Source organism: Cupriavidus oxalaticus, assembly GCF_038900635.1.
GTDB lineage: Bacteria > Pseudomonadota > Gammaproteobacteria > Burkholderiales > Burkholderiaceae > Cupriavidus > Cupriavidus oxalaticus_B.
The window spans coordinates 612,044-636,607 of record NZ_JAYMRX010000001.1; the positions used below are offsets into that span (position 1 = coordinate 612,044).

24 protein-coding genes are annotated in these 24,564 nt (G+C 58.5%); 6 read left to right on the forward strand and 18 right to left on the reverse strand.

Annotation, left to right across the window (positions count from 1 at the left end; all coding sequences use genetic code 11):
* Positions 1-190: 190 nt before the first annotated feature.
* From VSR71_RS02860 to VSR71_RS02885, 6 genes are read left to right on the forward strand one after another with little or no spacing between them, the layout of a single operon-like run.
* On the forward strand, positions 191-1,240 hold the full coding sequence (locus VSR71_RS02860) for a glycosyltransferase family 4 protein (protein ID WP_342912409.1): 1,050 nt from the start codon (positions 191-193) through the stop codon (positions 1,238-1,240).
* On the forward strand, positions 1,237-2,394 hold the full coding sequence (locus VSR71_RS02865; protein ID WP_342912410.1) for a glycosyltransferase: 1,158 nt from the start codon (positions 1,237-1,239) through the stop codon (positions 2,392-2,394). Before VSR71_RS02860 ends, VSR71_RS02865 begins: the two co-directional genes overlap by 4 nt.
* Positions 2,391-3,215 (forward strand): glycosyltransferase family 2 protein, encoded by an 825-nt coding sequence (locus VSR71_RS02870; protein WP_342912411.1) that lies wholly within the window; start codon positions 2,391-2,393, stop codon positions 3,213-3,215. Before VSR71_RS02865 ends, VSR71_RS02870 begins: the two co-directional genes overlap by 4 nt.
* A complete protein-coding gene (locus tag VSR71_RS02875) occupies positions 3,206-4,441 on the forward strand; it encodes a hypothetical protein (protein WP_342912412.1) in 1,236 nt (411 codons plus the stop codon). The genes VSR71_RS02870 and VSR71_RS02875 overlap by 10 nt, the downstream gene beginning before the upstream one ends.
* Positions 4,434-5,786: an O-antigen polysaccharide polymerase Wzy gene (gene wzy, locus VSR71_RS02880; RefSeq protein WP_342912413.1), complete on the forward strand. Its 1,353-nt coding sequence runs from the start codon at positions 4,434-4,436 to the stop codon at positions 5,784-5,786. The genes VSR71_RS02875 and wzy overlap by 8 nt, the downstream gene beginning before the upstream one ends.
* Complete coding sequence (locus tag VSR71_RS02885) at positions 5,767-6,666, forward strand: glycosyltransferase family 2 protein (protein ID WP_342912414.1); 900 nt, start codon at positions 5,767-5,769, stop codon at positions 6,664-6,666. The genes wzy and VSR71_RS02885 overlap by 20 nt, the downstream gene beginning before the upstream one ends.
* A 30-nt stretch (positions 6,667-6,696) precedes the next feature.
* On the opposite strand, the gene VSR71_RS02890 is transcribed toward VSR71_RS02885, so the two are convergent.
* The 18 genes from VSR71_RS02890 to gmd form a co-directional block, all read right to left on the reverse strand.
* Positions 6,697-7,587, reverse strand: coding sequence for a glycosyltransferase family 2 protein (locus VSR71_RS02890; RefSeq protein WP_342912415.1), 891 nt, complete (start codon positions 7,585-7,587; stop codon positions 6,697-6,699).
* On the reverse strand, positions 7,587-8,549 hold the full coding sequence (locus VSR71_RS02895) for an NAD-dependent epimerase/dehydratase family protein (protein WP_342912416.1): 963 nt from the start codon (positions 8,547-8,549) through the stop codon (positions 7,587-7,589). Before VSR71_RS02895 ends, VSR71_RS02890 begins: the two co-directional genes overlap by 1 nt.
* A gap of 21 nt (positions 8,550-8,570) precedes the next feature.
* The gene (locus VSR71_RS02900; protein WP_428979336.1) at positions 8,571-9,962 is read right to left on the reverse strand and encodes a glycosyltransferase family 4 protein; all 1,392 of its coding nucleotides are present in this window, start codon (positions 9,960-9,962) and stop codon (positions 8,571-8,573) included.
* 82 nt (positions 9,963-10,044) lie between these two features.
* The gene (locus VSR71_RS02905) at positions 10,045-11,037 is read right to left on the reverse strand and encodes a glycosyltransferase family A protein (protein ID WP_342912418.1); all 993 of its coding nucleotides are present in this window, start codon (positions 11,035-11,037) and stop codon (positions 10,045-10,047) included.
* The gene (locus VSR71_RS02910) at positions 11,034-11,912 is read right to left on the reverse strand and encodes an alpha-1,2-fucosyltransferase (RefSeq protein ID WP_342912419.1); all 879 of its coding nucleotides are present in this window, start codon (positions 11,910-11,912) and stop codon (positions 11,034-11,036) included. The genes VSR71_RS02905 and VSR71_RS02910 overlap by 4 nt, the downstream gene beginning before the upstream one ends.
* Positions 11,913-11,955: 43 nt before the next feature.
* Positions 11,956-12,813 carry a class I SAM-dependent methyltransferase gene (locus VSR71_RS02915; protein WP_342912420.1) on the reverse strand — a complete coding sequence of 286 codons (858 nt, stop codon included), beginning with the start codon at positions 12,811-12,813 and terminating at the stop codon, positions 11,956-11,958.
* A 122-nt stretch (positions 12,814-12,935) separates the two neighbouring features.
* A complete protein-coding gene (locus VSR71_RS02920; RefSeq protein WP_342912421.1) occupies positions 12,936-13,856 on the reverse strand; it encodes a glycosyltransferase family 2 protein in 921 nt (306 codons plus the stop codon).
* Between the two features lie 113 nt (positions 13,857-13,969).
* The gene (locus VSR71_RS02925) at positions 13,970-14,788 is read right to left on the reverse strand and encodes a cephalosporin hydroxylase family protein (protein ID WP_342912422.1); all 819 of its coding nucleotides are present in this window, start codon (positions 14,786-14,788) and stop codon (positions 13,970-13,972) included.
* Entirely contained in the window at positions 14,775-15,545 is a 771-nt protein-coding gene (locus tag VSR71_RS02930) for a formyltransferase family protein (protein WP_342912423.1), read from the reverse strand. Before VSR71_RS02930 ends, VSR71_RS02925 begins: the two co-directional genes overlap by 14 nt.
* Positions 15,535-16,650 carry a DegT/DnrJ/EryC1/StrS family aminotransferase gene (locus tag VSR71_RS02935; protein WP_342912424.1) on the reverse strand — a complete coding sequence of 372 codons (1,116 nt, stop codon included), beginning with the start codon at positions 16,648-16,650 and terminating at the stop codon, positions 15,535-15,537. The genes VSR71_RS02930 and VSR71_RS02935 overlap by 11 nt, the downstream gene beginning before the upstream one ends.
* A 10-nt stretch (positions 16,651-16,660) precedes the next feature.
* Entirely contained in the window at positions 16,661-17,890 is a 1,230-nt protein-coding gene (locus VSR71_RS02940; RefSeq protein ID WP_342912425.1) for a class I SAM-dependent methyltransferase, read from the reverse strand.
* Entirely contained in the window at positions 17,887-18,438 is a 552-nt protein-coding gene (gene rfbC / locus VSR71_RS02945) for a dTDP-4-dehydrorhamnose 3,5-epimerase (protein WP_342912426.1), read from the reverse strand. The genes VSR71_RS02940 and rfbC overlap by 4 nt, the downstream gene beginning before the upstream one ends.
* Positions 18,435-19,514, reverse strand: coding sequence for a CDP-glucose 4,6-dehydratase (rfbG, locus tag VSR71_RS02950; RefSeq protein ID WP_342912427.1), 1,080 nt, complete (start codon positions 19,512-19,514; stop codon positions 18,435-18,437). The genes rfbC and rfbG overlap by 4 nt, the downstream gene beginning before the upstream one ends.
* A complete protein-coding gene (gene rfbF, locus VSR71_RS02955; protein WP_342912428.1) occupies positions 19,511-20,278 on the reverse strand; it encodes a glucose-1-phosphate cytidylyltransferase in 768 nt (255 codons plus the stop codon). Before rfbF ends, rfbG begins: the two co-directional genes overlap by 4 nt.
* Positions 20,275-21,597: an ABC transporter ATP-binding protein gene (locus VSR71_RS02960; RefSeq protein WP_342912429.1), complete on the reverse strand. Its 1,323-nt coding sequence runs from the start codon at positions 21,595-21,597 to the stop codon at positions 20,275-20,277. Before VSR71_RS02960 ends, rfbF begins: the two co-directional genes overlap by 4 nt.
* Before the next feature lie 3 nt (positions 21,598-21,600).
* Complete coding sequence (locus tag VSR71_RS02965) at positions 21,601-22,431, reverse strand: ABC transporter permease (RefSeq protein ID WP_209759137.1); 831 nt, start codon at positions 22,429-22,431, stop codon at positions 21,601-21,603.
* Between the two features lie 50 nt (positions 22,432-22,481).
* Positions 22,482-23,417 carry a GDP-L-fucose synthase gene (gene fcl, locus VSR71_RS02970; RefSeq protein ID WP_342912430.1) on the reverse strand — a complete coding sequence of 312 codons (936 nt, stop codon included), beginning with the start codon at positions 23,415-23,417 and terminating at the stop codon, positions 22,482-22,484.
* 6 nt (positions 23,418-23,423) lie between these two features.
* Complete coding sequence (gene gmd, locus VSR71_RS02975; protein WP_342912431.1) at positions 23,424-24,554, reverse strand: GDP-mannose 4,6-dehydratase; 1,131 nt, start codon at positions 24,552-24,554, stop codon at positions 23,424-23,426.
* Positions 24,555-24,564: the final 10 nt, after the last annotated feature.

Sequence of the window (24,564 nt, forward strand, 5' to 3'; positions counted from 1 at the left end):
TCAACAGAAATCAGTAACACCCCGGGGGCGCATCGGCGATCGCGTAGAATGTCGACGTCCCGCCCGGGCCCGGGTCCGGACTTCGGCTATTGAAGCCGGCGGCAGTCAGCCAATTTGGCTGCACATCGTGACGCCCCGATGGTAGGGCCTGCCTTCCGCGTTGTGCAACCGCACGACTACAGTATTTTCCATGCTCTCGCCTATTTTTCTTGTATCGCGTAACGGGGTAAATAACATGGGCGGCGTCGAGCGCGTCGTACAGCTGCTCCAGAATGACCTGACAACATATGCCGCCAAAGTAACCCTGGTCGACGAAACCATGGTTTTACCACAATTCCTGCGCGGAACGCGGCTTGCGCAGTTCGCCTTTCCGGTCGCCGCCTCCCTGTGGCTATGGGTGAAAAGATTATTCGGCGGCCAGTTCCTGACCATTTCAAATTCCTCGTACACACCCCTCTACCCGGCCGATGCGGTAATCGTCCACGGATCTGCCGCCGGCTATATTCGTGCCCTCGCCAAGTCGGGCAACCGTTTCCTGGGGATGCGCATCCTGGCGCGCCTCGAAGGTCTCACCATGCATTTTGCCCAAAGGGTAATTTGCGTTTCCGAAGTCGTACGCGACCTGTGTGTCAATCATCACGGGGTACCCGCCGAGAAGTGCCTTGTGATACATAATGGCATTGATGCCTCGCTGTTCCACGCCAGACAGAAATTCATCGATGGCGTCGTCCGGCTTGGCTTCGCGGGACGGCTTGAATATGGCAAAGGCTTGCCGTACCTGATTGAAATAGCGCAATGGGTCGGCACCCGGCCGGACATGCAGCTGGTCATAGCGACGACCAGCGAGGTGCCGCCCGCACTGAGGGTCATTCCGGGCATCAAAATCCTTCCCGGCCTTCTCCCAGATCAGATGTCAACGTTCTACGACATGATTGACATCATGGTGCTGCCGTCCCTGTTCGAAGGGTTCGAACTCGTCACGCTCGAGGCGCTCGCGTCCGGCGTGAGCGTGTTGGGCACCCGCGTAGGCGCCTGCGACGTGTTCTTGCGGCGCGGGCTGCCCTGGGTCAGCGAACTGCCGACAGACAGCCAGGAATTCATCAGGCAAACTACGCCGATTTTTGAGCGTCTGCGACAGAATAGCGATCCCAGCGCCATGCACGCATTCATTCAGACTTCTTTTTCCATCGAGCGCTTCTGCAACCAAATTCGCGCACAACTTCAGCTGAAAAACTCGTGAACGTCCTGCTGATTTCACCCAATGGGCTTCAGGAGCTTTCCGGCGGTGGCCTCTATCTTCGGTCTCTGGCCCAGGCGCTATGCGCATCGCCCACCGTTAGCCGGCTTACAGTGATGAGCAAGTCCATGGGTAGCGCGGAAAAATTCGAATTTCCCGCTTCCTGCAAGCGCATCTACCTGAAAAAGAACAAGCTCAGGGATGTAGTGGCACGCCTGGGGCTTTGTCCCACCTACTTGATGACCTACCGCAGCAGGTTAGCGCGCGAGGCGCGCGATGCGGACGTCATACTGTTCCACAACTCGCGCCTCGGCCGGCTCATGTCCGGCATCCGAAAAGACGTGCCAGGCAAGACATTCGGGATTCTGAGCGACAATGTGGAAGCTGTGCTGAAGGGCCAGCACAGAGGCGAAAATTTGTTACAGAGAGTGTGCGACGCACTGGACACCCAGCTCATTCGCCACGCGGAGGCCCCGAGCCGCTCCGCCGATTTCATGACCTTTATCACGGAGGCCGATCGCTCACTGTTCGCTAGCGAATATGGCATACCGGCGCGTACCGGCATATTGCCCATCTCACTGTCTCGCGGGGTACCCGACATGATCGGAGGGGCGGATACGGACCGGCCTGCACAAGTATTGTTCACGGCCCACTTCGGCTTTGCGCCGAACCAGACCGCGTTGCGACACTTTGCCGAAGTGGCAAAGACGTTCACCGACAGCGGTTCGACCGTCCAGTTTGTTGTTGCGGGCGCGCGTGCAGCCGAAATGGCCGAGCCTTACCGGTGGCTGCATGTCATCGACAGTCCCGAACCGGGCCGTATGTCTGCTGCCTTTGCCTCCGCAAGCGTCTACCTCGCCCCCGTGAGTTGGGGCAGCGGCATGAAGACCAAGGTCGCCGAAGCTTTGTCCTTCGGCCTTCCGGTGATCTGCATGCCTAATGCAGCCGTCGGATATGAGGCGATGCTCTCCGACGACCGCTATCGTCAAGCTATATGCGTGGTGGATGATGTGGCCGAAATGACACAGAACCTTCACAGAATCTTACAAACCGGCGATCGGGCCTCCCTGAGAAATGCAGCATTCGCTGCATTCGATGCTTTATACTCGCAGGCATCGCAGACCCGTCGACTGGAACTGCTTCTCCTTGCACAATGATCACACCGAGCGCGAACAGACTGGTTAGCGTCATTACGCCCGTTCATAATGACGGGAAGTATATTGGCGCGACCGCCAGTTCGATTTTTCAGCAGAGCCTTACCGATTTCGAATGGATTTTGGTCGATGATGGCTCAAATGGCGAGACGGCCGCCGTCCTCGCTCGCCTTGCTGCATCCGATCCGCGCATCCGTGTTATCACCAACCCCACGGCATATGGCCCCGCGCGTGCGCGCAATACCGGAATTGCGGCTGCAACGGGAGAGTATATTGCCTTTCTCGATGCCGATGACATCTGGGATGCCAACAAGCTGGAACAGCAAGTCAGGTTTATGCGCAGTCATGACCTGGATTTCAGTTATCACGACTATATTCCATTTGAAGACGGCAGCGGCCGTCCATTATCAAAGATTTGCGGACCAAACCGGCTGACATTATTTTCCCATAATGCACGACGCGGCATCGGATGCCTGGCGGTTATGCTTAAGCGGAAAATTGCCGGCGACGGCGTATTTCCCGCCATGCCACCTGGCCTGGTCGCGGAGGACTTTGCCGCCTGGGCGATACTTATCAAGGGTGGCCTGCGCGGAGAGCGACTGCCCAAGGCGCTGGCCTGGTACCGCGTACGCAAGCGTTCGTTCTCCTCGAACAAATTCCGTTCCGCGCACTCCGTCTGGTTCATCATGCGCACGATGGAGGGGTTCGGCAAGATTACGTCAGCATTTTTCCTTGCGAGTTACCTGTTTAACGCCATGACCTCGCGACTGGTGGCCCGCGTCTCAAGTCCCCTACAGACACTGGCATCGCCTCCATGGCATTGAACGCGCTGATCTCGGGTCTGGGCGTTCTCCTGAAGTTGCTTTGCGGCCTTGCCGCCAACAAGATACTGTCCACGCAACTGGGTCCGGCCGCTTTCGGTGCGTGGGGTAATGTCTTCAGCCTTGCCACCCTCTACACCACATTTGCGAATGGTGGCATCTCGCAGGGTCTCGTCGCACAGCTTTCCGCGCCGTCGCAAGACGCGCGGGCCCGCGCCCGCTGGCTAACTGGCGGGATGCTGTTTGCGCTGGGCGTACCAGTGATCATTGCCATCTGGCATGCGACATTCCGGCAGTTTGGCATTGTCAGTGGTGCCATGGCACTGGGGCCGGTCGCGGCCCTGGCGTTGGCATTGCTTGCCGGCCTCGCCCTTCAGATCCAGTCCACAGTTCTCGCACAGGGCCGTTCACGCCTCAATGCCATGGTGGCGGCGTTCTCCGGCGTCACGGGACTATTGAGCTACTGGATATTCGTCACCCCGGGCTCAGTGCAAAGTGCGGTTCATGCGATGGTTGCCGGCTTTGCCGCAACGCTGGTGATCTGGATCGCGGTGGCTACCGGCACTCGTACCCGCTGGCACGCCGGGGCTGGGCGGACTGGCGAAGGACTGGCTGCCGCGCGTTCCCTGGCACCCTATGTGGCGATTGCCCTGGCGCCTGCAGTCGTCGGTACAGCGGCTGTCATTGCCGTGCGACAGATCGTGTCGTTGCAGGTGAGCCCGGAAGCGGCAGGGCTGTGGCAAGGGATGTTCCGCATCTCGGACGCGGTGATCGCGATGGCACAGGCTGTGGTCAGCTTTGTGCTGCTGCCGGAAGTATTCCGCAGCAGCACGCCCCGTCTCGCGCTGAAAGCCAAGCTGCCAGCTTATGGATTACTTGTGGCAGCGGGTTTTGCGGTTGGCGTGACGATCCTGTGGGGCGGCGCAGACATCGTCGTCAGGATTCTGTACTCTGAAGAATATGCCGGCATTTCGCCACTGCTGTGGATCGAGTTGCTCGGGGATGCATTCAAGGCTCTGGCAATGCCGCTGGTAGCATTCTTTATCTATCAAAGGAATCTTCGCCTTTCCTGGGCTCTCGAACTGACCTTTTCGGCCTGCTTCGTGGTGGGCACATACATACTCACAGGCATGGCCGGTCTGCCCGGTGCGGCGGTGGCATACGCCATCGCGAACCTCATCCTTCTGTCTGTTGCACTCGTCTTATTCCTAAGGACCCAGGATGCCTAATTATTCCTTTGCGGCAATACTGGTGCTTGCCATTGCTAACCTGATCAGCGGCGCCTATGGCGTGCTCAGCTGGCAGGCACCGATCACCGCACTGACATTCTTTCTCTGTGTGCACAGGGCAAGTCAAGCCTCTTCGAGCAGGTTCAATCCGGCGTTGCTGTTGTGTCTCACGACCAGCCTGTTTCTGGTGAGCCGCTTCCTCATCACCTATATCTCTGGTTGGGCGGACTACCGCTATGGCGACTGGTTCCTGATGGGCCCGATGGACGAAGTGCTCGTATCCAAGGCCCTGTCCGCCATTTGCTTGTTCCTTTGTGGAATCGCGCTTACCGCAGGCAAGCTGGGCGAACTCATGCAGCGCCGGGACGAGTATCTCGGCACCTTTGCCTTGCGCGCCGGCCTAGTGTTCTTGCCGTTCACGCTTTATCGCGTGTATGTCAATATTGGTACCTGGAGGAGCGGCGACTATCTCGCGCTCTACAAGTATGGCGGCCCTGGCGGCTTGCCTTATGCGCTTGGCGGCTGGCTTGTACTCTGCGTGTTTGCCTTCCTGGCATCGCGTCCCCGGCTGCGCTTGGCGTTCATGGCATACGGTGTTGGGCTGCTGCTCTGTCTACTGGACATGTTCAAGGGAGCGCGCGGCATCCCGATGGCGCAGGTCATCGCCTTGACCTGGCTCTTCGTTACGACACAGCAGATCAAGGTGTCATTGTGGAAAGCAGGTTGCGCGGCAATCGGAATGGCCCTGGTCGCCGACATCGTCGGGCGCGTCCGCATGGGTATGCCTGTTGCGACCGCCATTTCAGCCGACCCTTTTGAGGCATTCTTTGGCTTTTTCTACGGCCAGGGTGTCAGCCTTATTTTCGTAGTCTCGACGTTGAAGAACCTGGCGTCATTCGTTCCCTTTGTCGACGGCGTCCGGTCGACATTTGCCCTGTTTATTGATGGCTACCACCGCTATCTTGGCGATCTCCCGCTGGGACAAACCCTGGATTTTGCGCATCAAACCGCAAGCCTCGCGCACCGAGTGTCCTTTATTGTCGACGCAGAAATGTACTTGAACGGCAAGGGCATGGGCGGCTCGGCGGTGGCGGAGTCGATGCTCTACTCGCCCGTGTTTGGACCGCTCGTTGCCGGATTGTTCACAGGAGGCTGCCTGCGCTTGCTCTATCGCGCCGCACAGATGTCACAGCGTGGCTTGTTTGTTTTTGCCGCTACACTGCCGTTCTTCCTCTTGGTGCCGCGCGAGAACCAACTGTTCTTTGTGGTGCCGCTGCTCAAGGCCGCACTGTTTGCCGCACTCGTCCACGTTATCGCCAAGGTTCATGTCAGACAGCCTGCCTAAGGTAACCGTCGTCGTCCCAACCTACAAGCGCGCCCATCTGCTTGAACGGACGATTCCTTCCTACCTCCAGCCTGAAGTAGCACAGCTGGTTCTCGTGGACGATTGTTCGCCGGACGATACGTCTCGCGTGGCGAAGCAGCTAATGGAGCGTTTTCCGCAGGTGACGTATTTGCGCAACGACGTCAACGGCAAGCAAACCACCTCCAAGAACCGGGGCAAGGCACTCGCGCGCACTGAATTCATCTATTTCGGTGACGATGACTCGATGCTGAGCCCGGGCGCTCTGGCCATCCTCCTGCAGACGGCACGAGAAACCTCAAGCGATATCGTTGGGGCATCCGCGCTCTACCTTTGCGACGACAAGGATACCGAGGCCGCTGTCATCGCCCGGCGCAAGACCGCAGTCACGGTCGACCAAGTGGTCAACCTGACCAGGCTGGAGTTTGACTTTGCGGCACTGGCACACGGCCCGCTCGAAGTGCCGGTCTGCCATGCATCGTTCCTGATTCGCACTGAAGCAGCCAAGGCAATTGACTTCGACACGCAATACGTCGGCAACTGCTATCGTGAAGAAACCGATTTCCTGGTGCGTTCGCGCGCACGGGGATGCAGGATCACGTACGAGCCGCGGGCGCTGCAGATCAACCTGCCGCCCTCGCAGGCAACCGGCGGCGCCCGGGGACGCGGGCGCCTTTCCTATGAAGCCTATGCGCTGTACAACACTGCGCGGTTCCTGCTCAAGAATCGCAAGGCGCTAAAGCAGGCCGACGCCCGCTGCAATGCCGCGCTGATGCTGTGCTGGTATGTCGAAGGCCGGGTGAGCGCAGCGCTGTCGCGTGCAAGTCGCGTCATCGCGCGGCGTGTCATGGGACGGGCATAGGCTGCGTCCACCCCGCCAATTCAGCTGGGCCTATGCGCGCGAAAGCGCGTCACATCGATCCAGGCTGCTGCGCAGTATCCGGACAGCTTCCGATGGCGGTCGCTCCGACATGCGCACGAAGTAAAGCCTGTCTGCACGCGGCAAGGAGGCCAGCACGTCCACGGCAACGCGCGCGGCAGTCAGCGCGAGTGCGCCGAGCGCATACGACATCTGGCGCTGCCCGACGAAATACCTGAGCTGTGCGGCCAGCAGCGATCGACGTGCCAGCAGGGTCTTGCGCAGGTTGAAGCTTCCCTGACGATACCCCAGCAGGACCTCTTCCAAGCATGCAAAGCGGCTTTCGGCATGGCTTCGCAACAGCAGTTCCTGATCTTCCGCGCGCATGACTTCAGGCAAGCCGTAGTGATAGCGGATAAACCACTCACGACGTCCCATCCAGCCCGGGTGAGGTAACGGGATTCCTCGCCACGGGCGAGCGCACATGGCTTCATGCGAACCGGCAAATGGCAGCAGCCCAAGGATTTCGCCATCGCTGCGGAAAGCCACGGCACGGCAACCTACCAGATCGACATCCGGGTGCGCATCGAGAAAGCCCACCTGTCGCGCGAAGCGCTCGGGAAAACTCACGTCGTCCGCATCCATGCGCGCAATATAGCGACCGCACGCCATATCGATGCCAACGTTGAGCCGCCGCGCAAGGCCCAACCGGCGACCGTCCTCAATGACGCGCACGCGCGGATCGGCGATACCTTTGGCCACGGCCACCGTTCCGTCGGTCGAGCCATCATCAAGAACCAGAACCTCGAAATCCTCAAACGTCTGCGTCAGCAGCGAGCGCAATGCCAGGTCAAGCGTATGCTCGGCGTTCCACGCCGGAAGCAGGATCGATATAGTGGGCGCCATGCCGGAATCCTGATTCATCAGCGCTGCCGCCCCATGTCGCTCGCGATAGCAGCCCACATGGCAGCGAGCCCCGCATCGAAGTTCTCCTTCGGCTCCCACCCCGAGCAACGCATAAGCTTGGTGCTGTCGAGGATGTTGGCCGAAACATCAAACTGCCGCGCTTCCGCGAAACGGACCTTGACCGAAAGCCTGTGTCTGGCGGCAATCGGTTCGATGGCGGACAGGACCTCACGGTTGTTCCGGCCGATGCCGGAGCCGACGTTGTAAATCTCACCCACACCACCGCTTTCCAAAACCGCCACGATGCCTCTGGCAACATCCGCCACGTGGATGTAGTCACGGACCGTGCCCGATTCGCCAAACACCGTGACTTCCTGCTGCTGCAGGATCGCTCCCATCGCCGTCGCGATAAAGCCCTGGCCCGTAAACGGCTTCTGCCCCACGCCGTATGCGTTAGCGGGCCTGACAATGCTCACCGGTATGCCATGCAGGCGCTGGAACATCAGCCCATACTTCTCCTGCGTGAGCTTGGTGATGCCATATGGCGAGACCGGGTTGGTGGTGCTGGTCTCCACGAGCGGCAGCGTGTCGGCATGCCCATAGACCGTGCCTCCCGAGGAAACCACCACGAGCTTACGCAACTGCAGTTGTCGCGCCGCCTCCAGTAGGCCGACCGTCGGCGGCAGGTTGGCGAGGATGTCGAACACCGGATCGGCATAGCTGGTCTGTGGCACGGTGGCGTAGGCGAGGTCGATCACCTCGTCGACGCCCGCCAGCTTGTCGAGCCAGTTCACGTTTTCCTGGGCAACCGACCCATATGCAACGGCGTCAGGCAGCCCGGCAGGGCGTTCGGCACGCCGGCCCAGCACAAGCACGTCCCGACCTGCAGCAAGCAGTTCCCGCACAAGCCACTGGCCAATAAAACCGCCACCGCCAATTACACAACTACGCATGGTAGATCCACCCTCTCCGGCCTTCATCCCTGAAGGCGAACACAGCCCTCATGATCGCGACGACAAGGCCACAAATTGCTTCATTTCGACAGCTTGCGCACCGCGCAGGATCGCCTCGTAGCGATCGGCTATGCGCGCCCATGTGAATTGCTGCTGCCAGCGCGCGCGCGCTACGTCGCCGAGTTCCGCGAGCTGGGTGGGCGACTCCATCAAGCGCTTCATCTCGGCCGCCAACTGCTCCGGAACGGCACGGGTATAGCCCCGCTCGTCCTTGGGCGCGGGACATATCACACCCCCACCGGTCCAGCGCGCGATCTCGTCGGCGTTGCCAACGGGAACCGAAAGGAAAGGTGTTCCAGCCGCGGCGGTTTCGAACAGGACCAGAGGCGAGTATTCGATATTCGATGCAAACACGAACAGGTCGGCGTTCATGTACGCCTGGACCAGTTCCTGACGCCCCAGATTGATCTTCAGCACTTGCTTGTTCGCTTGCCCGCTGGCGCGATCCACCCAAAACCGAATGGGATCTGCAGCCCTGCGCATGCGGCCCGGCAGCCAGTTGATGTGCCCGCCAGCTTCAAGCTGCGCTGCTGCAAGTGCATAGATGCGGGTACGGACGCCGGCCCAGCCTTCGCGTCGGATGACACCGAACGAACGCCATGCAAGTCCCGACACGCGACGCACGCGCCGTCCGAGAGAACCGATCACCCGCTTCGCTGCCTTGGCCGCGGCGGATGACTCCTTGGTCCCCGCCCCCTCATTCGCCGGCTCGGGAATCACCACCGCGGGTGCTGGCGGAGGATTGCCATTCAGGATCAGCGTGACATGGCGGCGCCCGTTGCGCAGTCTGGCAAACGCTTCGGCAATCTCCTTGTGGCCCTTGACGCCGGTGATGCTGCCGACGGTGAGGAAGACGAAGCTGTTATCCGGGATATTGTGCCGCCGCCGGAACATCTTGTCCTGTTGCACCGAGAATTCGATCTCGCACGCCCCGTTCGGCAGAATCGTGTGATGCTCGAGACGATGCTGCCGCGCGAAGTCGATATCCCGATAGCGTTCAGCATAGAAGATCAGGTGATCGAACTTGCGCAGCACATCGGGCAATGCTTCAAAGTACTCGGCGTAGGACGGCTCGTATAGCCCGGAGAATCCGCAAGGGATAAACACCTTGCGGACGCGGATACGGTCGAGGACCGGCCACAGGGCGTCAAAGGTCCACTGCTGCGCAGCCTTGATCATCAGCGCATCGCCATCGAAGGCCGTCACGAAGTCCCGGTAACGCTCCACTTCGCCGTGCATGCCGCGCACCGAGTTGCCGGTCACGCCGAACTCGACGATGTGCACGCCGTTGTGCTCGGTGAAGTCGCGCTCAGCCAGACGTGTCGTGGCAACGGTCACGTGATGGCCCCGTTGCACGAGTCGCTCGGCCAGGTGGCGCATGACTTCCTGGACCCCGCCTACACTCGGATAGTAGAACTCGCAGCAGAATAGTATCCGCATGACATCGTCCCTTGGTTTGCAGTCAGCGAGTCAGGATCCCAAGCCGGCGACCAAAATCGCGTACCGCACGCGCAATCGGCCGAGCCCAGTTCATGTTGTGCTTTTGGATCAGGTATTGATGGTGCAGGCTCTGGATGCGGGCTTCTGTCCTCTGAAGCACGTCCGATTGCGGCGATTGCATCGCAAGTCGTTCGCCGGCATCGCGCACGACCTGGCACATGCGTTCGATATCCGGCCGTTGGGACAGGCGATGCAGGGCCGAATGCGTCAGCGCCGCAACATCAAAGACGTCTTGCGATGGCTCGCGCTGGCCCAGTACGGCGGCAATATTCTCCGCACAGATCAGCACCAGGCGCTCCATGAACGGATTCGGCCCAGTACGTGACATGCTCGCCGGCACCTCGCGATATATCAGCAAGCGCTCGGCCAGGTTAGCCACTCGTCCGCGCCGTGCCATGCGCGACCAGAGTTCGTAGTCCTCGGGCGGTTGCCGCGCCGCATCGGTCGTGTATCCGCCAACTGCCTCGACGGTGGCTTTGCGCATCATGATCGAGCTATGCACAAACGGATTGTTGAACAACAACTCGAAGCTGAGTGCGCCATGCTCGGTCGGATGATCGTGGGCACGCTCCGTCGGCGTATCGCCAACCCAGATCTGTGCAGCAGTACCCAGCAACCCATGCTCGGGATTGTTCTCCAGGAACTCCACCTGGCGCGCAAAGCGCTCGGGATGAGACAGGTCATCCTGATCCTGCCGAGCAATATAGCGCCCGCGTGCCAGCTCGATGCCTCGGTTCAACGTACCGGCCAGGCCCAGGTTGTCCTGGTGGAACAACCTGATACGCGGATCGCGCAGGGATTCGAGCACGCTGGCCGAATCATCCTTCGAGCCATCATTGATGATGATGAGCTCGTAGTCGGTAAAGGTCTGCGTCAGAATGCTTTCGACAGCCTTCTCTACGTCGCCGGCACCGTTGTAGACTGGCAGTACCACGCTGATCAAGGGCGTCGTCATAGTCGGGTCCAGGTAGCCGGGATCAGGTCGCTCGTATCGTGAGAGGCACCGCTGAACCAGCGCTCGGGCGCTACCACGATCTTGTCTGCATGAGGATTGAGCCATGCGCCCCACCAGCTGAAGGAGCTGTTGGCGATGACGTGGTGGCGGCATGATTTCATCAGCGCCATGTCCCAGACGCCACGATCCGCTCCGTTCACGTCGACCAGCGTTACGGTATGGTCAAGCCGAAAATTCTCGCTCACCCATGCATGGTCATCGGAGAAGACAAAGAAGTGTGGGGACGAAACTCGTGCCGCGACGTAATCGACCGCGGCGCGGTAGTAGTCGAGCGAGCACACACCGTGGTATTGCGCGGTTTGCGGATTATTCACGTAGTCGCCGCGGCGGATATGCAGTGACACTGCGCTCGCGCCCGCCTCGCTGATCTGAGCACCGATACGAGAATTTGCCGCGTCGGCAGGCTCCTTCAGCATGAATTCCTGCCGCAGCAAGTCCGCAATCTGAACGAAATAGCGTTCGCTTTGCCAGTAGCCATCGAGGTAAACGGGCGGCGTCACCTGCTCGACGCGTGCGTCGTAGGTAAACGAAGCTTCCTTAAGCTGGTTTGCCGGCCGATCGATACCCAGCGCCTTGCTGACCCGCTTGAGCAGCGTTGGCGCACACGGCTTCACGCCGGCACGCGTGAGTTCATCCTCGGTCGCCACCGTAGCCCGGATCGAAAGTTCGCCCAGTTCATAACGGCGCAGATCGTAATGGGCGAATCCGCTAGCATCAAGCAACAACGGCACACCGTAGCGATGCGCGACGGCCCGGCCTGTGGCGTACTGGAACATCTGGTTTCCAAGGCCGCCGATGAGGTTGGCAATGATCATTGGTTCACGTTTAAGTTGGCTTCCTGAAGGTGACTCAGGATGCTTAGTCATTCACACGCTTGCGAGCCTCGACAAGATAGCCCACCGTGAACTGTTCAACAAAACACTTATCGTCCATTTCACTGAGCAATCGCGGCAGCCATTCCATCATCACGAATCGTTGCGCTGGTGACATTGCTTGCTGTGCCGCTTCCATCGTCCGCGCTACCCTATGGACTTCCTGAGCAACGTGGCGTAGCAATCCCCCGATGGGCTTTATTTCGACGACTTCACAGCCAAATTCGGCCAAATACTTTCGGTAAAAATACGGCGAGAATCCACCATAAAAATGGTATGGCTCCTGATGGATGCCGCTACCAAGCGGCGCGGATAGGAACAATCGCCCACTGGGGCCAGTGACACGACAGAGTTCGCGCAATGCTGCAATGGGATCCGGCACATGCTCGAGAACCTCGGTGCACACCACAGCATCGAAGCTGCCGTCTTCAATCGGAAGCTGCGTTATGTCGCAAATATAATCGAGCTTTGCATAGTTCCAGCTCTCCTGCAGCGGTCCTTGCTCCGTACCTTCGTACTGCGCGAAATCCTGCGCGTGATATTTTGCATGAGCAAACAGTGATTTGTACTGACACTGCCCAGCTCCTGCGTCAAGGACTTTTGCGCCGGCTGGCAAGGTTGCGGCCTTTTCGGCAATCCATTTATTGCGCCAATATGCTGAGAAATTTACAATCTCGTCGATATCGTTGTGCGAAGTAGGAGAACCCTTGGAGTCCCCAAGCAAATGTTGAAGTACTGCAGTGCAGTCTTCGGGATGGGTCTTGACGAGTATATCCACAACAGGCGCAGCGTCCGCATAACGAATTCGCGTTTCTTCACTCAGCGACTTCGTCAGCAATTTCAACAGGAAATGCTGAAATAGCCCGCGTGATCTCCGGAACATCGAGCTTCTCTCTCTATTCAATTTGATCCCGATCATATAAATCAAGTACACCCAACGCTTTTATCCTATGCTTCCAGCATAGATTAGAGCGACATAAACCATCGTGGCACCAAGGCCCGGCGCCAAAACCGCCAAACCTGCCTTACGAGGAGGGGACGAGGATCGCCACAATTCTCATGATGCCTGATGAGTCCATATATGGTCTGATTAAAAGCCTTTAGGGCTTCCAGCCTTTCTCGCAACGGCAAGCTTCGCGTCAACAGCATCAGCGCAGCAGTCCGCAGATAGAAAGGAGCATAATCAAATTTCTTAGCGTGGGCGTCGACATACTTGATCTCATAAGAAACTGCATCCACCCCCGCAGTGTATAGCACATCAGGAATCGTCTTGACACCCGGCCCTAGAATCTGTCGGAATACAAAATAACAGTCCACGAAGTCGAACGTGGGCAGTTTATTGAAATACTCTAATGAAGCCCGCTTATGCAAGCCGTAAATCAAACTGGGCTGCATGCATTGGAGAAATTCCTTGACGTTAGCGAGCGCACTGCAGGCCGGATTCAGTGTCGGCACGGGATTGCTTTCGCGCCGATCGGCGACTCGAAAGAGCGTGTCGAACTTACAGGCAACGGTCTCCCCTTGCGCGGACGCCGAAAGACATTTCTCGATAAACAGAGGCGACCACTCGTCATCGTCCGCAGCCCACATGAAATAGTCGCCAGTCGCACTTTGCAATACATACTTAAAGTTTGGCATTGCACCGATATTTGCTGGCTGACGGATATATCGAACCCGACCGTCCTTCGCCGCGAACTCCATTCCGACTAGTTCGACCTCCGGGTTAGTCGACGCGTTGTCCGAGACGATTACCTCGAGATTCCTGTGTGTTTGAGCGAGGATCTGACATAAGGTCCGCCGCAGGCCTTCCGGACGATTGAAAGTCGGAATTCCCACGCTCACCAATGGCCGGTGTGCATGCTCAGGCGAACCTTCTCCGATAGACATACTAGTTGACGACCTTTTCTTTGCAAAAGTTGGAATATCTCAGACCCTCTACACAAAAGCGATCCGCATGCATCAACGTCCCGACACCGCCGGGGGATGGAAACCCACCGACTCTATCGAGCGATCCGCTTCAGAAAACCGTCAGGTGCCACAGTAATAAGCAGTTTGTTTTCAACGCCCTTGTCAATCTCAAACGCTAGCGGCGCTCCGTCTTTGCCCATCTCCTTCCCTAAATCAAGTCGACGCAGATACTCGTAGACGGCAGTCTTCGGGTTATTGCCCTTGCCCCACGGTCGGTTGACAGAGGCCATGTCCGGCAAGTCTTCAACCACGGTATCGAACACCACGCAATAGCTGCCCATACTGGTCAGCGGCGCGTAGGCCTCCAACTCCTGCAGCACATGATCATGAGTGTGGTTCGAATCGAGGCACACCAGCACCCGCTCGTATCCCTTGGCCATATCGTGCACCTGACGCACGATGGCCGGATCCACCGACGACCCCTGGATCATGTCGATGCGATGAGCCATCGGATGGGCTTCCATGGCCTGCCGGTTATGCTGGCGAATATCGATGTCGATGCCAATGACACGCCGACGGCTGGCCTTTGGATCAAGTACCGTGCCCTTCTCCACTGCTTCGCAATAGTCAAGCAACGCGAGCATGGATGCGCTCATGATCAACGAGCCGCCGTGCGCAATGCCGGTCTCGATGATCAGGTCCGGCTTGACCTGCCAGATGATCTCCTGCATTGCAACGATATCCTGCGGATACTGGATGATAGGGCGCGACATCCAGGCATAGTGGTACGAATACTCGTACGTATTCGCCAGATCGAACCACTGCCGCGTCAGCCGCTGCAGCGACTCATCCGCCGCGCCCTTTTCGATCAGCTCTGCATTGCGTCGCTGGAATTCTTCAATCGGCCCCATCTTTCACCTCTTTGATTGATATACGCACTTCATATTTCTTTCCCCCCTCATGGAAATAACAGGAGGGATTACCTGCGAAGGTCCGCGCCCGCAGAAGGTTCAGCAACTCGCGCCCCTGGTAGCTCCTGTCGAGAAATATCTCGCTTGCCGGATCCAACTCCCTGGCCAGGTGAAAACTCCCGCACTTCAGGTCTTGCGGTCGTGCGACGTAGTTACCGGTAACCAAGTCTTCGTAGTGCGATTCGAACAGTGTCACCATCGCCTGCTTGGCGGCGCGATAAAGCGAGCCGCCATCATCCTCCCACGTCTTCTCGATCCGGCTCTGGAAGAGGATATCGCCCTGGTCCACGCCTTCATTTACCAGATGCAGCGACACGCCAAACGGAGTTTCTTCTACGATCGTCCAGAAGTTGTAATGCTTGCCGCGGTTGTACGGCAGCAAGCTGGGATGGAAGTTCACGACGCCGCGGCGAGGGATTTCTATAAGTTTTCTCGTCAGAATTCTGGGCCACCAGGCAAGGACCAGCAGATCGACATCGCCTAGCTGCTCCACTGCCGTCGCGTCCGTAATCTCGTCAACGTAGATCACCTTGCACCGGTGCATCCTGCACAATGCCGCGATGTCGTTGTCACCAATCGTGACTACATAGCGGATGTCTCGCGGGTGCGTCTCCAGCACGTAACGGACGGCTGCTAGGCCAACGTCCTGGTCTGCGAAAAAACCCACCGAACCGTTACGTGTGAGATTATCTGGCATAGAAATTCTTCAGCACCGTTGCGACGCGGTCCACCTCGGCTTCCCCCATGTCGTGGTAGCTGGGCAGGTTAATGGCGCGTGGGGAGATGCTATGCGCGAGCGGCGTCGAGACATCGGTAGGGACGCCCTCTACACCCAGCTTGCTTAACGGCCAGAAGAAGACCCGGCCATCAATATTCTCCGCCTTGAACTTACGCAGCAACGCGTCGCGATCCAGATCGGCATGTTGATCGAACACCAGCGTCGGCATCCAGTAGCAGTTGGTCGTACCGGCATGCTCTACGTTCATCTGGGTCAGCGGTACCAGAGACGCCAGGGCAGCCTTGTACAGCGCAAAAATGCGCCGCTTCTTCTCCACCAGTTCGTCGACGCGCTCGAGCTGCGCGCAGCCTATGGCGGCCTGGATGTTCGACATCTTGTATTTGAAGCCAACACGCTCAGACCAGAACTGCCGGGACTCGCCCCTGGCCCGCCCGTGATTGCTGAGAGTGAGCACGCGCTCGTACAGCGCGGGATCGTTCGTCACGAACATCCCGCCTTCACCGGTCGTCATGGTCTTGGTGCCGTGGAACGAGAACGTGCCAAAGGCGCCGATTGAGCCGGCACGCTTTCCGCGATAGACCGATCCAAGTGCCTCTGCGGCGTCTTCAATCACCGGAATCCCATGGCGACAACCGATCTCCAGCAGCCGATCCATGTCGCAAAGGCTGCCGTAGATGTGTGTGGCAATGATGGCTTTCGTCCTGGGCGTAATGGCTGCCTCGACCTTCTCCGGATCCAGACACCACGTATCCGGCAGGATGTCGACAAGGACCGGCTTCGCGCCCAGGTGCACGACCGGCGACACTGTCGCAATCCAGTTGATGTCCGCAAGAATGACTTCGTCGCCAACCCCAATACCGAGAGCCGCCAGCCCCATGTGCATTGCTCCCGTACAGCTCGACGTAGCAATGGCGTAATCCACGCCGAGGTACCCGGCAAAATTGCGCTCGAACCGCTCGATATACGCATAGCACTGATCGCCCCAGCCATTGGCAGCGGCATCGCTTGCATATTTCACCTCGAGTTCGGTAATCGAAGGCTTGGTGTAGTAAATACGGGACACGAGATTCCTTTCAGAAAACGTGAATCGCAGGAACCGCCACCGCGAACTTCCCGCCCCAGTTGCGGATAAACGCAAGCTGGGCGGCCACTTCATCGGCGATGTTCCACGGCAGGATCAGTACGAGGTCCGGCTTTGCTTCGGCCAGTGCGTCGGGGGATACGATCGGTATGTGGCTACCCGGCAGGAACTTGCCTTGCTTTGACGGTGCCGCATCACAGACGAAGGGCAACAGGTCCGGCTTGACGCCGGCATAGTTCAGCAGCGTATTGCCCTTGGCGGCCGCCCCATAGGCGGCCACCTTCTTGCCTGCTCGCTTTTGCTCGATCAGGAAAGTCAGCAAGCCGTCCTTGACCACGTTGGCACGAGTCTGAAAAGATCGGTAGGCTTCGCCCCCGAACTGATCAATGCCACTACGGACTTCCGCTGCAAGGATGCGAGCCGGCGCATCGGTATCCTGCCGCGGGTCATCAGCATGGCAACCGTAGATGCGCAGGCTGCCACCATGCGTGGGCAGTTCTTCCACATCGCAGATGCGCAAACCCGCAGCCCGGAAGATCGTGGCGACGGTACCAAGAGACAAGTACGAGAAATGCTCGTGGTAGACCGTGTCGAACTGCACCTCCTCGACCAGGCGCATCAGGTGGGGAAACTCCAGCGTAATCGTGCCGCCAGGCTTCAGCGCCAGTCTAAGGCCGGTCGTGAAGTCATTGATATCCGGCACATGCGCATAGACATTATTGCCGATGATCAGATCAGCACGCCGTCCCTGCTCTGCCAGCTGACGGGCAACGTCGGCGCCAAAGAACTCGCGCAGCACCGGGATGCCGAGTTGCTCGGCGGCTTCAGCAGTACTTGCAGTCGGCTCGATACCCAGACAGGGGATACCCGCCGCCACGAAATTGCGCAGCAGATAGCCGTCATTGGCAGCGACTTCGATCACCAGGCTTTTGTCGTTCAGCTTCAGCTGGCCGGTAATCATGTCGGCATACTTTTCCGCATGTGCAAGCCAGCTGCGGGAGACAGAAGAAAAATACGCATAGTCACCGCTGAACAACTGGTCGGCGCTGGCGTAATCCTCAGTCTGAACGAGGCCGCACTGGTTGCAGACAAACAGCTTTAGGGGAAAGCTCGTTTCAGGCGCGCAAAGCGCAGCTTCGCTCAGGTAAGCATTGCTGGGCGGTGCAAAGCCAAGGTCCAGAAAGACGTTGGTCAGGGAACTTGCGCAATGGCGGCACTTCATAGCTTGATTCCGGAGAATTCGCTGTTCAAAAGAGGATGCGAGCGGTCGCGCTGCGAAAGATCGGCAACAGGCAGCGGCCAGTCGATACCCAGACGCGGATCGTCATGGCGCAGACCGCCCTCTGCCTGCGGCGCGTAGTGCGAGGTATGCAGATACAAGAGCTCCGATTCGGGCTCAAGCGTCTGGAAGCCGTGAGCGCAGCCCTCGGGTATGACCAGCAAGCGGCCATTCTGTGGCGACAGTTCCACGGCGTGCCAGTGCAAAAACGTGGGTGATCCCTCGCGCAAGTCGACCGCCACATCCCACACCCTGCCGCGCAGGCATCGCACCAGCTTCATTTCTGCATGGGGAGGAAACTGATAATGCATGCCGCGCACGGCCCCTGTCAGGACGGTCCGCGAGTGATTGACCTGCACGACGCGCCGGCCGCCCAGCACGCCGGCCAGCTCTTTGTCACAGTAAAGGCGTTGAAAGGCACCGCGGTGATCTGAAAAAGCCTGGCCACTCGCGACCATCACACCATCGATCGATGTCGCTTCGATATTCATGGCTGACACCACGCCAGGCCAGCATTGCCAGCCGCCTGTACATACTGGTCCAACTGATGCTCACTAAGCACCGTGCCGTCGGCCAGGAATGACCGATACCACGTCGCCGTTGCCGCCAGCGCCGCGTCGAAGCGCCATACCGGACGCCAGTTCAGCCCTGCGCGTGCCTTGGCGCTATCGAGGTAAAGCAGCTGTGCTTCATGCGCGCCGTCATTGCGGGCGACATGCCAACGCAACTCCGGCCAGAGCGCAGCAATGCGTTCCATGACAGCCTGCACGGGACGGTTTCCTTCTGCTTCCGGCCCGAAATTCCATGCCGCTGCGACATCTTTCTGCCCGCCTAGCAGACGCTGGCCAAGCAACAGGTAACCGCTTAGGGATTCAAGGACGTGCTGCCACGGGCGCGTAGCGCGGGGCGAACGGATCTCTACCTCGGCATGATTACCGACGGCGCGGACGATGTCCGGAATCAGGCGATCTTCGGACCAGTCCCCGCCGCCGATCACGTTACCGGCTCTCGCCGATGCCAGGGCAGCAGCTCCGTCTGCTTGGAAAAACGAGTCACGGTAGCTTGAAACGACCAGTTCCGTGGCTGCCTTCGAAGCACTATACGGGTCGTGGCCGCCCAACCGGTCATTCTCACGATAGCCCCAGGCCCATTCCTGGTTCTCGTAGCACTTGTCTGATGTGACGACGAGAATGCCCCGCACTGACGAGATCTGCCTGCAGCACTCGAGCACATTAGCCGTCCCCATGACGTTAACTGCCCAGGTGTCGATGGGTTCACGATAGGAACGCCGCACCAGCGGCTGCGCTGCAAGATGAAGCACCAGTTCCGGTTGCGTTTGCGCCATCACACGTGCCAGAGCTTCCTTGTCACGAATGTCAATGAGGTGAGAGGCCATGTCCAGGCCGAGCAAGTCCCAGTGATTCGGGACAGTCTCCGGCGCCAGCGCAATGCCAGTGACGTCCGCGCCAAGCCGCGAAAGCCATAGCGCCAGCCAGCTTCCCTTGAATCCCGTATGCCCGGTCAGCAGGACACGCCGGCCACGATAGACATCACCAAACTGGATCATGCCCACACCTTCCATGGCGGGTTCGACGCCCACAGGTCTTCCAAGTGGTTCTTGTCCCGCAAGGTATCCATGGCCTGCCAAAACCCGCTGTGCTGATATGCCATCAACTCGCCCTCTCCGGCGAGCCATTGCAACGGTGTGGATTCCCAACTGGTTCGATCGCTCTCGATGTAGTCGAACACCTTTGGCTCGAGTACAAAAAAGCCACCATTGATCCACGCACCGTCGCCGGCAGGCTTCTCCTGGAAATTGCTGACCGCGGCGCCGTTCAGGTTGAGCGCGCCATAACGGCCGGGCGGCTGGATAGCCGTCACGGTCGCCAGCTTGCCGTGGTCACGGTGAAATTCGATCAATGCGCCGATATCGAGGTTGGTAACACCATCGCCATAGGTGAAGCAGAACGTCTCATCGCCGATATAGTCGCGCACGCGCTTCAGGCGCCCGCCGGTCAAAGTCTCGGCTCCGGTATCGATCAACGTCACCCGCCAGGGCTCGGCATAGCGCTCATGCACCTCCATGTGATTGCGCGCCATGTCAAATGTCACATTGGACATGTGCAGGAAGTAATTGGCGAAGTACTCCTTGATAACGTAGCCCTTGTAACCGAGGCAGATCACGAAGTCGTTGATCCCATAGTGGGAATAGATTTTCATGATGTGCCACAGGATCGGCTTGCCACCGATTTCAATCATGGGCTTCGGCTTCAGGTGCGATTCCTCGCTGATACGTGTGCCCAAGCCGCCGGCCAGGATGACGACTTTCATGCCGAAGCTCCGATGTGCCATTGCAGGCGGGGGCGGACAACGCCTGGTATCGCCTGCAAATAACCGTTGCGATAAGACACATCCGAAAGATCGTCGACCACCTCAAAAGTCAGCGCATTTGGCAAGTTCGCATGTACCGTCTGTCCGCAATTGAACGACGTGATGGCAGCCTGGACGGTAAATACTCCGTTATTGAGCAAGTTTGCCGGCAGCGTGCAATCCGCAAAATAAGTGCCCGGATCTAGTGGGCGAACCTCACTACTGGGAGGCGTTACGACCGAAACGTACGTACCATCGATCGTGCGCACGTGAAGATTGGGAACCAATATGTGTTCCGATTTCTCAAGAACGCGAAACGATAGGCGGATTGAAACCGGAGCATCAATCGGCACAGTGCCATTGGCACGCTCTCCGGGCGTCACAACTTCAATTGCCTCAATTTGCACCAATTCATCCCCCGCTGGCTGCTCCAGCACTCGGCTGCCAACAAGTTCGGGCCCGGCTTCCTCCATGCCCGAAGTACTTTGCTGCGTGTACTCTTCGACAACCTCCTGAGCAGGCCCCATCTGTTTGATTCGCCCTTTTTCAAGATAAATTGCCGTGCTGCAAAATTGACTGATCGCCGCAGCGCTATGGCTTACGAACAAAATCGTGCGACCATCCTCACTGAACCGACGCATCTTGTTCATGCACTTCTTCTGAAAGCGTGCGTCGCCGACAGCAAGAACCTCATCAAGAATCAATACCTCCGGATCGAGGTGAGCTGATACGGAAAACGCTAGCCGAACATACATGCCACTCGAATAGTGTTTGACCGGCGTATCCAGAAAGCGCTCAACTTCCGAAAAGTCGACAATCTCGTCGAACTTCTTCCGGATTTCGCTACGAGGCATGCCCAGGATCGCACCGTTCAGGAAGATGTTCTCGCGCCCTGTCAGCTCCGGATGAAACCCGGTGCCAACCTCCAGCAAGCTGGAAACTCGGCCGCGGATCGTGATGCGTCCCCTGGTCGGTTCGGTAATACGACTAAGAATTTTCAGTAGCGTCGATTTGCCGGCGCCATTGGCACCGATGATGCCCACGCGCTCGCCCGTCTTCACCTCGAACGAGATGTTGTTCAAGGCATAGAAGTCTTCGGTTGGCTCGACTTCGCTATCCGGTAGCAGAACTGACGTCTTTCCGTTGCGCCCCAGCATTCGTGCGCCGATGGCGCGCACGCTGCGCTCGAGCGCCACACGCAGCGACTCATCGCGATTCGTGCGCTGGTGCGCAATCGTGTAGCACTTGGAGACGTTTTCGACGTGTATTGCAATAGTCATGGTTCAAATCACATCCGCAAATGTGGATTCCGTTTTGCGGAAATACCAGATGCCAGTCGCGACCAGCGTCACGCTTGTTACCGCGGACACCAGCAGCCCGGGCCAGTAGAGTGTGTATTCACCACCAAGTATTGCCCAGCGGAAGCCGTCGATTACCCCGACCATGGGATTCAGCGAATACACCAGTCTCCATTTTTCGGGGAGGATCTGGCTGCTGTAGCCCACGGGCGAAACATAGACGCCAAGCTGAAGCACGAAGGGAATAAGGTGGCGGAAATCGCGAAATCGCACATTAAGCGCCGCTGTCCACAAGCCGAGCCCGAACGAGACCAGGATCGCCAACAGGATAAAGAGCGGCACGAACACAATATGCCAGGGCGGCAGGAAGCGATGCCATGCCATCACCACGAACAGCAGTACGAACGTGATCAGAAAGTCCACAATCGACACCGCGATCGACCCTACGGGCACGATCAGCCGCGGAAAATAGATCTTCGAGATCAGATGCGAATTGCCAACCAGACTATTGCTGCACTCACTCAGGGCATTCGCAAAGAAGAACCACGGCAGCAGGCCAGTAAAGACGACCAGCGAGTACGGTACGTTGCCCGACGCCAGATTCGCGACTTTGCCAAAGACAAAGGTAAATACCAGCATCGTCAGGAACGGCCGGATCAACACCCAGCTGGTGCCCACCACGGTCTGCTTGTAGCGGACAATAATGTCGCGCCAAACCATGAACATCAGCAGTTCGCGATGGCGCCAGAAATCCCGCCAGTAATCCTTGGCAGCGCGTCCGCTTTCAAGATAGGTAACGTTTTCTACCGTACTCATATTGCTCGTTTTTCAGCGTCGGGAGCCGAACCGGGCGTTCCCGGCCAGCATCAGGCTTTGCCGTAGTGTTCGACAAACCAGGCGTAGGTTTGCGCCACGCCTTCACGGAGGTCGACGCGCGCCTGCCAGCCAAGGCTATGCAGCCTGCCGACGTCCATCAACTTGCGCGGCGTACCGTCCGGCTTGCTCAGATCCTGGACGATGCGGCCCTGGTAGCCCGTAACTTCCTTGACGATATCGGCGAGTTCACGAATGGACACGTCGCTGCCCACCCCTACATTGACGAATGCCTCGTCGGAATATGTCTCCATCAGGAAAACAGCGGCAGCGCCAAGATCGTCCACGTGCATGAACTCGCGACGCGGCGTGCCGGTACCCCACACCACCACCTCCTCGTCGCCACGCACCCTGGCCTCATGAAACTTGCGCAGCAATGCCGGCAGGACATGCGAGTTCTGCAGGTCGAAGTTGTCGCCGGGTCCATACAGATTCGTCGGCATCAAGGAGATCGCATCAAATCCGTACTGGCGGCGGTAGGCCTGGCACATCTTGATGCCGGCAATCTTGGCAATGGCATACCACTCATTGGTCGGCTCGAGTTCCCCAGTCAGCAGGCAGCTTTCCGGCATCGGTTGCGGGGCAAACTTCGGGTATATGCACGACGAGCCGAGGAAAAGCAGCTTGCGCGCGCCATGCGTCCATGCCGAATGGATGACGTTGGTCTGAATCGCCAGGTTGTCTCGAATGAATTCGGCCGGATATGCGTTATTGGCGTGGATTCCGCCCACCTTGGCGGCAGCAAGGAACACATAATCGGGCCGTTCGCTCGCGAAGAAGCTGTCCACGGCAGCCTGATCGGTCAGGTCCAACTCCGCATGGGTACGTTGCACCAGGTTGTCATAGCCGCTCGCGCGCAGACGGCGCACAATGGCGGAGCCTGCCAGGCCGCGGTGCCCCGCCACATAGATCTTGGCTTGAGGATTCATGGCGTCTTATTCGTGGTAGTTGAATGCCTTGAAGCCAGCTTCCTTGACCAGGCTGTCGCGGCGCGCCAGGTCAAAATCGGCCTCCACCATTTCACGCACCAATTCCGCAAAGCTTGTACGAGGTGTCCAGCCAAGCTTTTCGCGAGCCTTGGTGGGATCTCCCAGCAGCGTCTCCACTTCCGCTGGGCGGAAATAGCGCGGATCGACGCGGACAATCTCCTGGCCTACGGCCACCTTCAGGCCCGCGGCGCTTGCCTTTGGCGCGTCCACGCTGTCGACGATGCCGATTTCATCGACGCCTTCGCCTTCGAAGCGAACACCGATACCCAACTCGGCTGCGGCAGTACGAACGAAATCCCGCACCGAATACTGAACGCCCGTTGCGATGACGAAGTCTTCCGGCGTCTGCTGCTGAAGCATCATCCACTGCATTTCTACGTAGTCCCGGGCATGCCCCCAGTCGCGCAGGCTGTTCAGGTTGCCGAGGTACAGGCAGTCCTGCAAACCCAGTGCAATACGGCTGATGGCGCGAGTGATCTTGCGGGTGACAAAAGTCTCGCCACGCAGCGGCGACTCGTGGTTGAACAGGATGCCATTGCAGGCGTACATGCCGTACGACTCGCGGTAGTTGACGGTAATCCAGTAGCCATAGAGCTTGGCTACGGCGTATGGCGAACGCGGATAGAAAGGCGTGGTTTCCTTTTGGGGAATCTCCTGCACCAGGCCATACAGCTCAGACGTGGACGCCTGGTAAAAACGCGTCTTCTTTTCCAGCCCGAGAATGCGGATCGCCTCGAGCAGGCGCAACGCACCCAGCGCATCGCTGTTGGCCGTGTATTCCGGGCTGTCAAACGACACCGCCACGTGCGATTGCGCACCGAGGTTGTAAAGCTCGTCAGGCTGAACCTGCTGGATGATCCGGATCAGGTTCGTCGAATCGGTCAGATCACCGTAATGCAGGATGAAATTGCGGTGATCGATATGCGGATCCTGATACAGGTGGTCGATACGATCGGTGTTGAAGAGCGAGGCACGGCGCTTGATGCCATGCACTTCGTAACCCTTGTCCAGCAGAAACTCTGCAAGGTAGGCACCGTCCTGACCGGTAATGCCCGTAATAAGCGCGACCTTCTTCATTGCGTATCCT

What these genes read in the sequence shown, in the direction of transcription:
- VSR71_RS02860 (WP_342912409.1), top strand. Translation starts at nt 191, where the DNA reads ATGCTCTCGCCTATTTTTCTTGTATCGCGTAACGGGGTAAATAACATG.
- VSR71_RS02870 (WP_342912411.1), top strand. Translation starts at nt 2,391, where the DNA reads ATGATCACACCGAGCGCGAACAGACTGGTTAGCGTCATTACGCCCGTT.
- VSR71_RS02875 (WP_342912412.1), top strand. Translation starts at nt 3,206, where the DNA reads ATGGCATTGAACGCGCTGATCTCGGGTCTGGGCGTTCTCCTGAAGTTG.
- wzy (WP_342912413.1), top strand. Translation starts at nt 4,434, where the DNA reads ATGCCTAATTATTCCTTTGCGGCAATACTGGTGCTTGCCATTGCTAAC.
- VSR71_RS02885 (WP_342912414.1), top strand. Translation starts at nt 5,767, where the DNA reads ATGTCAGACAGCCTGCCTAAGGTAACCGTCGTCGTCCCAACCTACAAG.
- VSR71_RS02890 (WP_342912415.1), bottom strand. Translation starts at nt 7,587, where the DNA reads ATGAATCAGGATTCCGGCATGGCGCCCACTATATCGATCCTGCTTCCG.
- VSR71_RS02895 (WP_342912416.1), bottom strand. Translation starts at nt 8,549, where the DNA reads ATGAAGGCCGGAGAGGGTGGATCTACCATGCGTAGTTGTGTAATTGGC.
- VSR71_RS02900 (WP_428979336.1), bottom strand. Translation starts at nt 9,962, where the DNA reads ATGCGCCACCTGGCCGAGCGACTCGTGCAACGGGGCCATCACGTGACC.
- VSR71_RS02905 (WP_342912418.1), bottom strand. Translation starts at nt 11,037, where the DNA reads ATGACGACGCCCTTGATCAGCGTGGTACTGCCAGTCTACAACGGTGCC.
- VSR71_RS02910 (WP_342912419.1), bottom strand. Translation starts at nt 11,912, where the DNA reads ATGATCATTGCCAACCTCATCGGCGGCCTTGGAAACCAGATGTTCCAG.
- VSR71_RS02920 (WP_342912421.1), bottom strand. Translation starts at nt 13,856, where the DNA reads ATGTCTATCGGAGAAGGTTCGCCTGAGCATGCACACCGGCCATTGGTG.
- VSR71_RS02925 (WP_342912422.1), bottom strand. Translation starts at nt 14,788, where the DNA reads ATGGGGCCGATTGAAGAATTCCAGCGACGCAATGCAGAGCTGATCGAA.
- VSR71_RS02930 (WP_342912423.1), bottom strand. Translation starts at nt 15,545, where the DNA reads ATGCCAGATAATCTCACACGTAACGGTTCGGTGGGTTTTTTCGCAGAC.
- VSR71_RS02940 (WP_342912425.1), bottom strand. Translation starts at nt 17,890, where the DNA reads ATGAAGTGCCGCCATTGCGCAAGTTCCCTGACCAACGTCTTTCTGGAC.
- rfbC (WP_342912426.1), bottom strand. Translation starts at nt 18,438, where the DNA reads ATGAATATCGAAGCGACATCGATCGATGGTGTGATGGTCGCGAGTGGC.
- rfbG (WP_342912427.1), bottom strand. Translation starts at nt 19,514, where the DNA reads ATGATCCAGTTTGGTGATGTCTATCGTGGCCGGCGTGTCCTGCTGACC.
- rfbF (WP_342912428.1), bottom strand. Translation starts at nt 20,278, where the DNA reads ATGAAAGTCGTCATCCTGGCCGGCGGCTTGGGCACACGTATCAGCGAG.
- VSR71_RS02960 (WP_342912429.1), bottom strand. Translation starts at nt 21,597, where the DNA reads ATGACTATTGCAATACACGTCGAAAACGTCTCCAAGTGCTACACGATT.
- VSR71_RS02965 (WP_209759137.1), bottom strand. Translation starts at nt 22,431, where the DNA reads ATGAGTACGGTAGAAAACGTTACCTATCTTGAAAGCGGACGCGCTGCC.
- fcl (WP_342912430.1), bottom strand. Translation starts at nt 23,417, where the DNA reads ATGAATCCTCAAGCCAAGATCTATGTGGCGGGGCACCGCGGCCTGGCA.
- gmd (WP_342912431.1), bottom strand. Translation starts at nt 24,554, where the DNA reads ATGAAGAAGGTCGCGCTTATTACGGGCATTACCGGTCAGGACGGTGCC.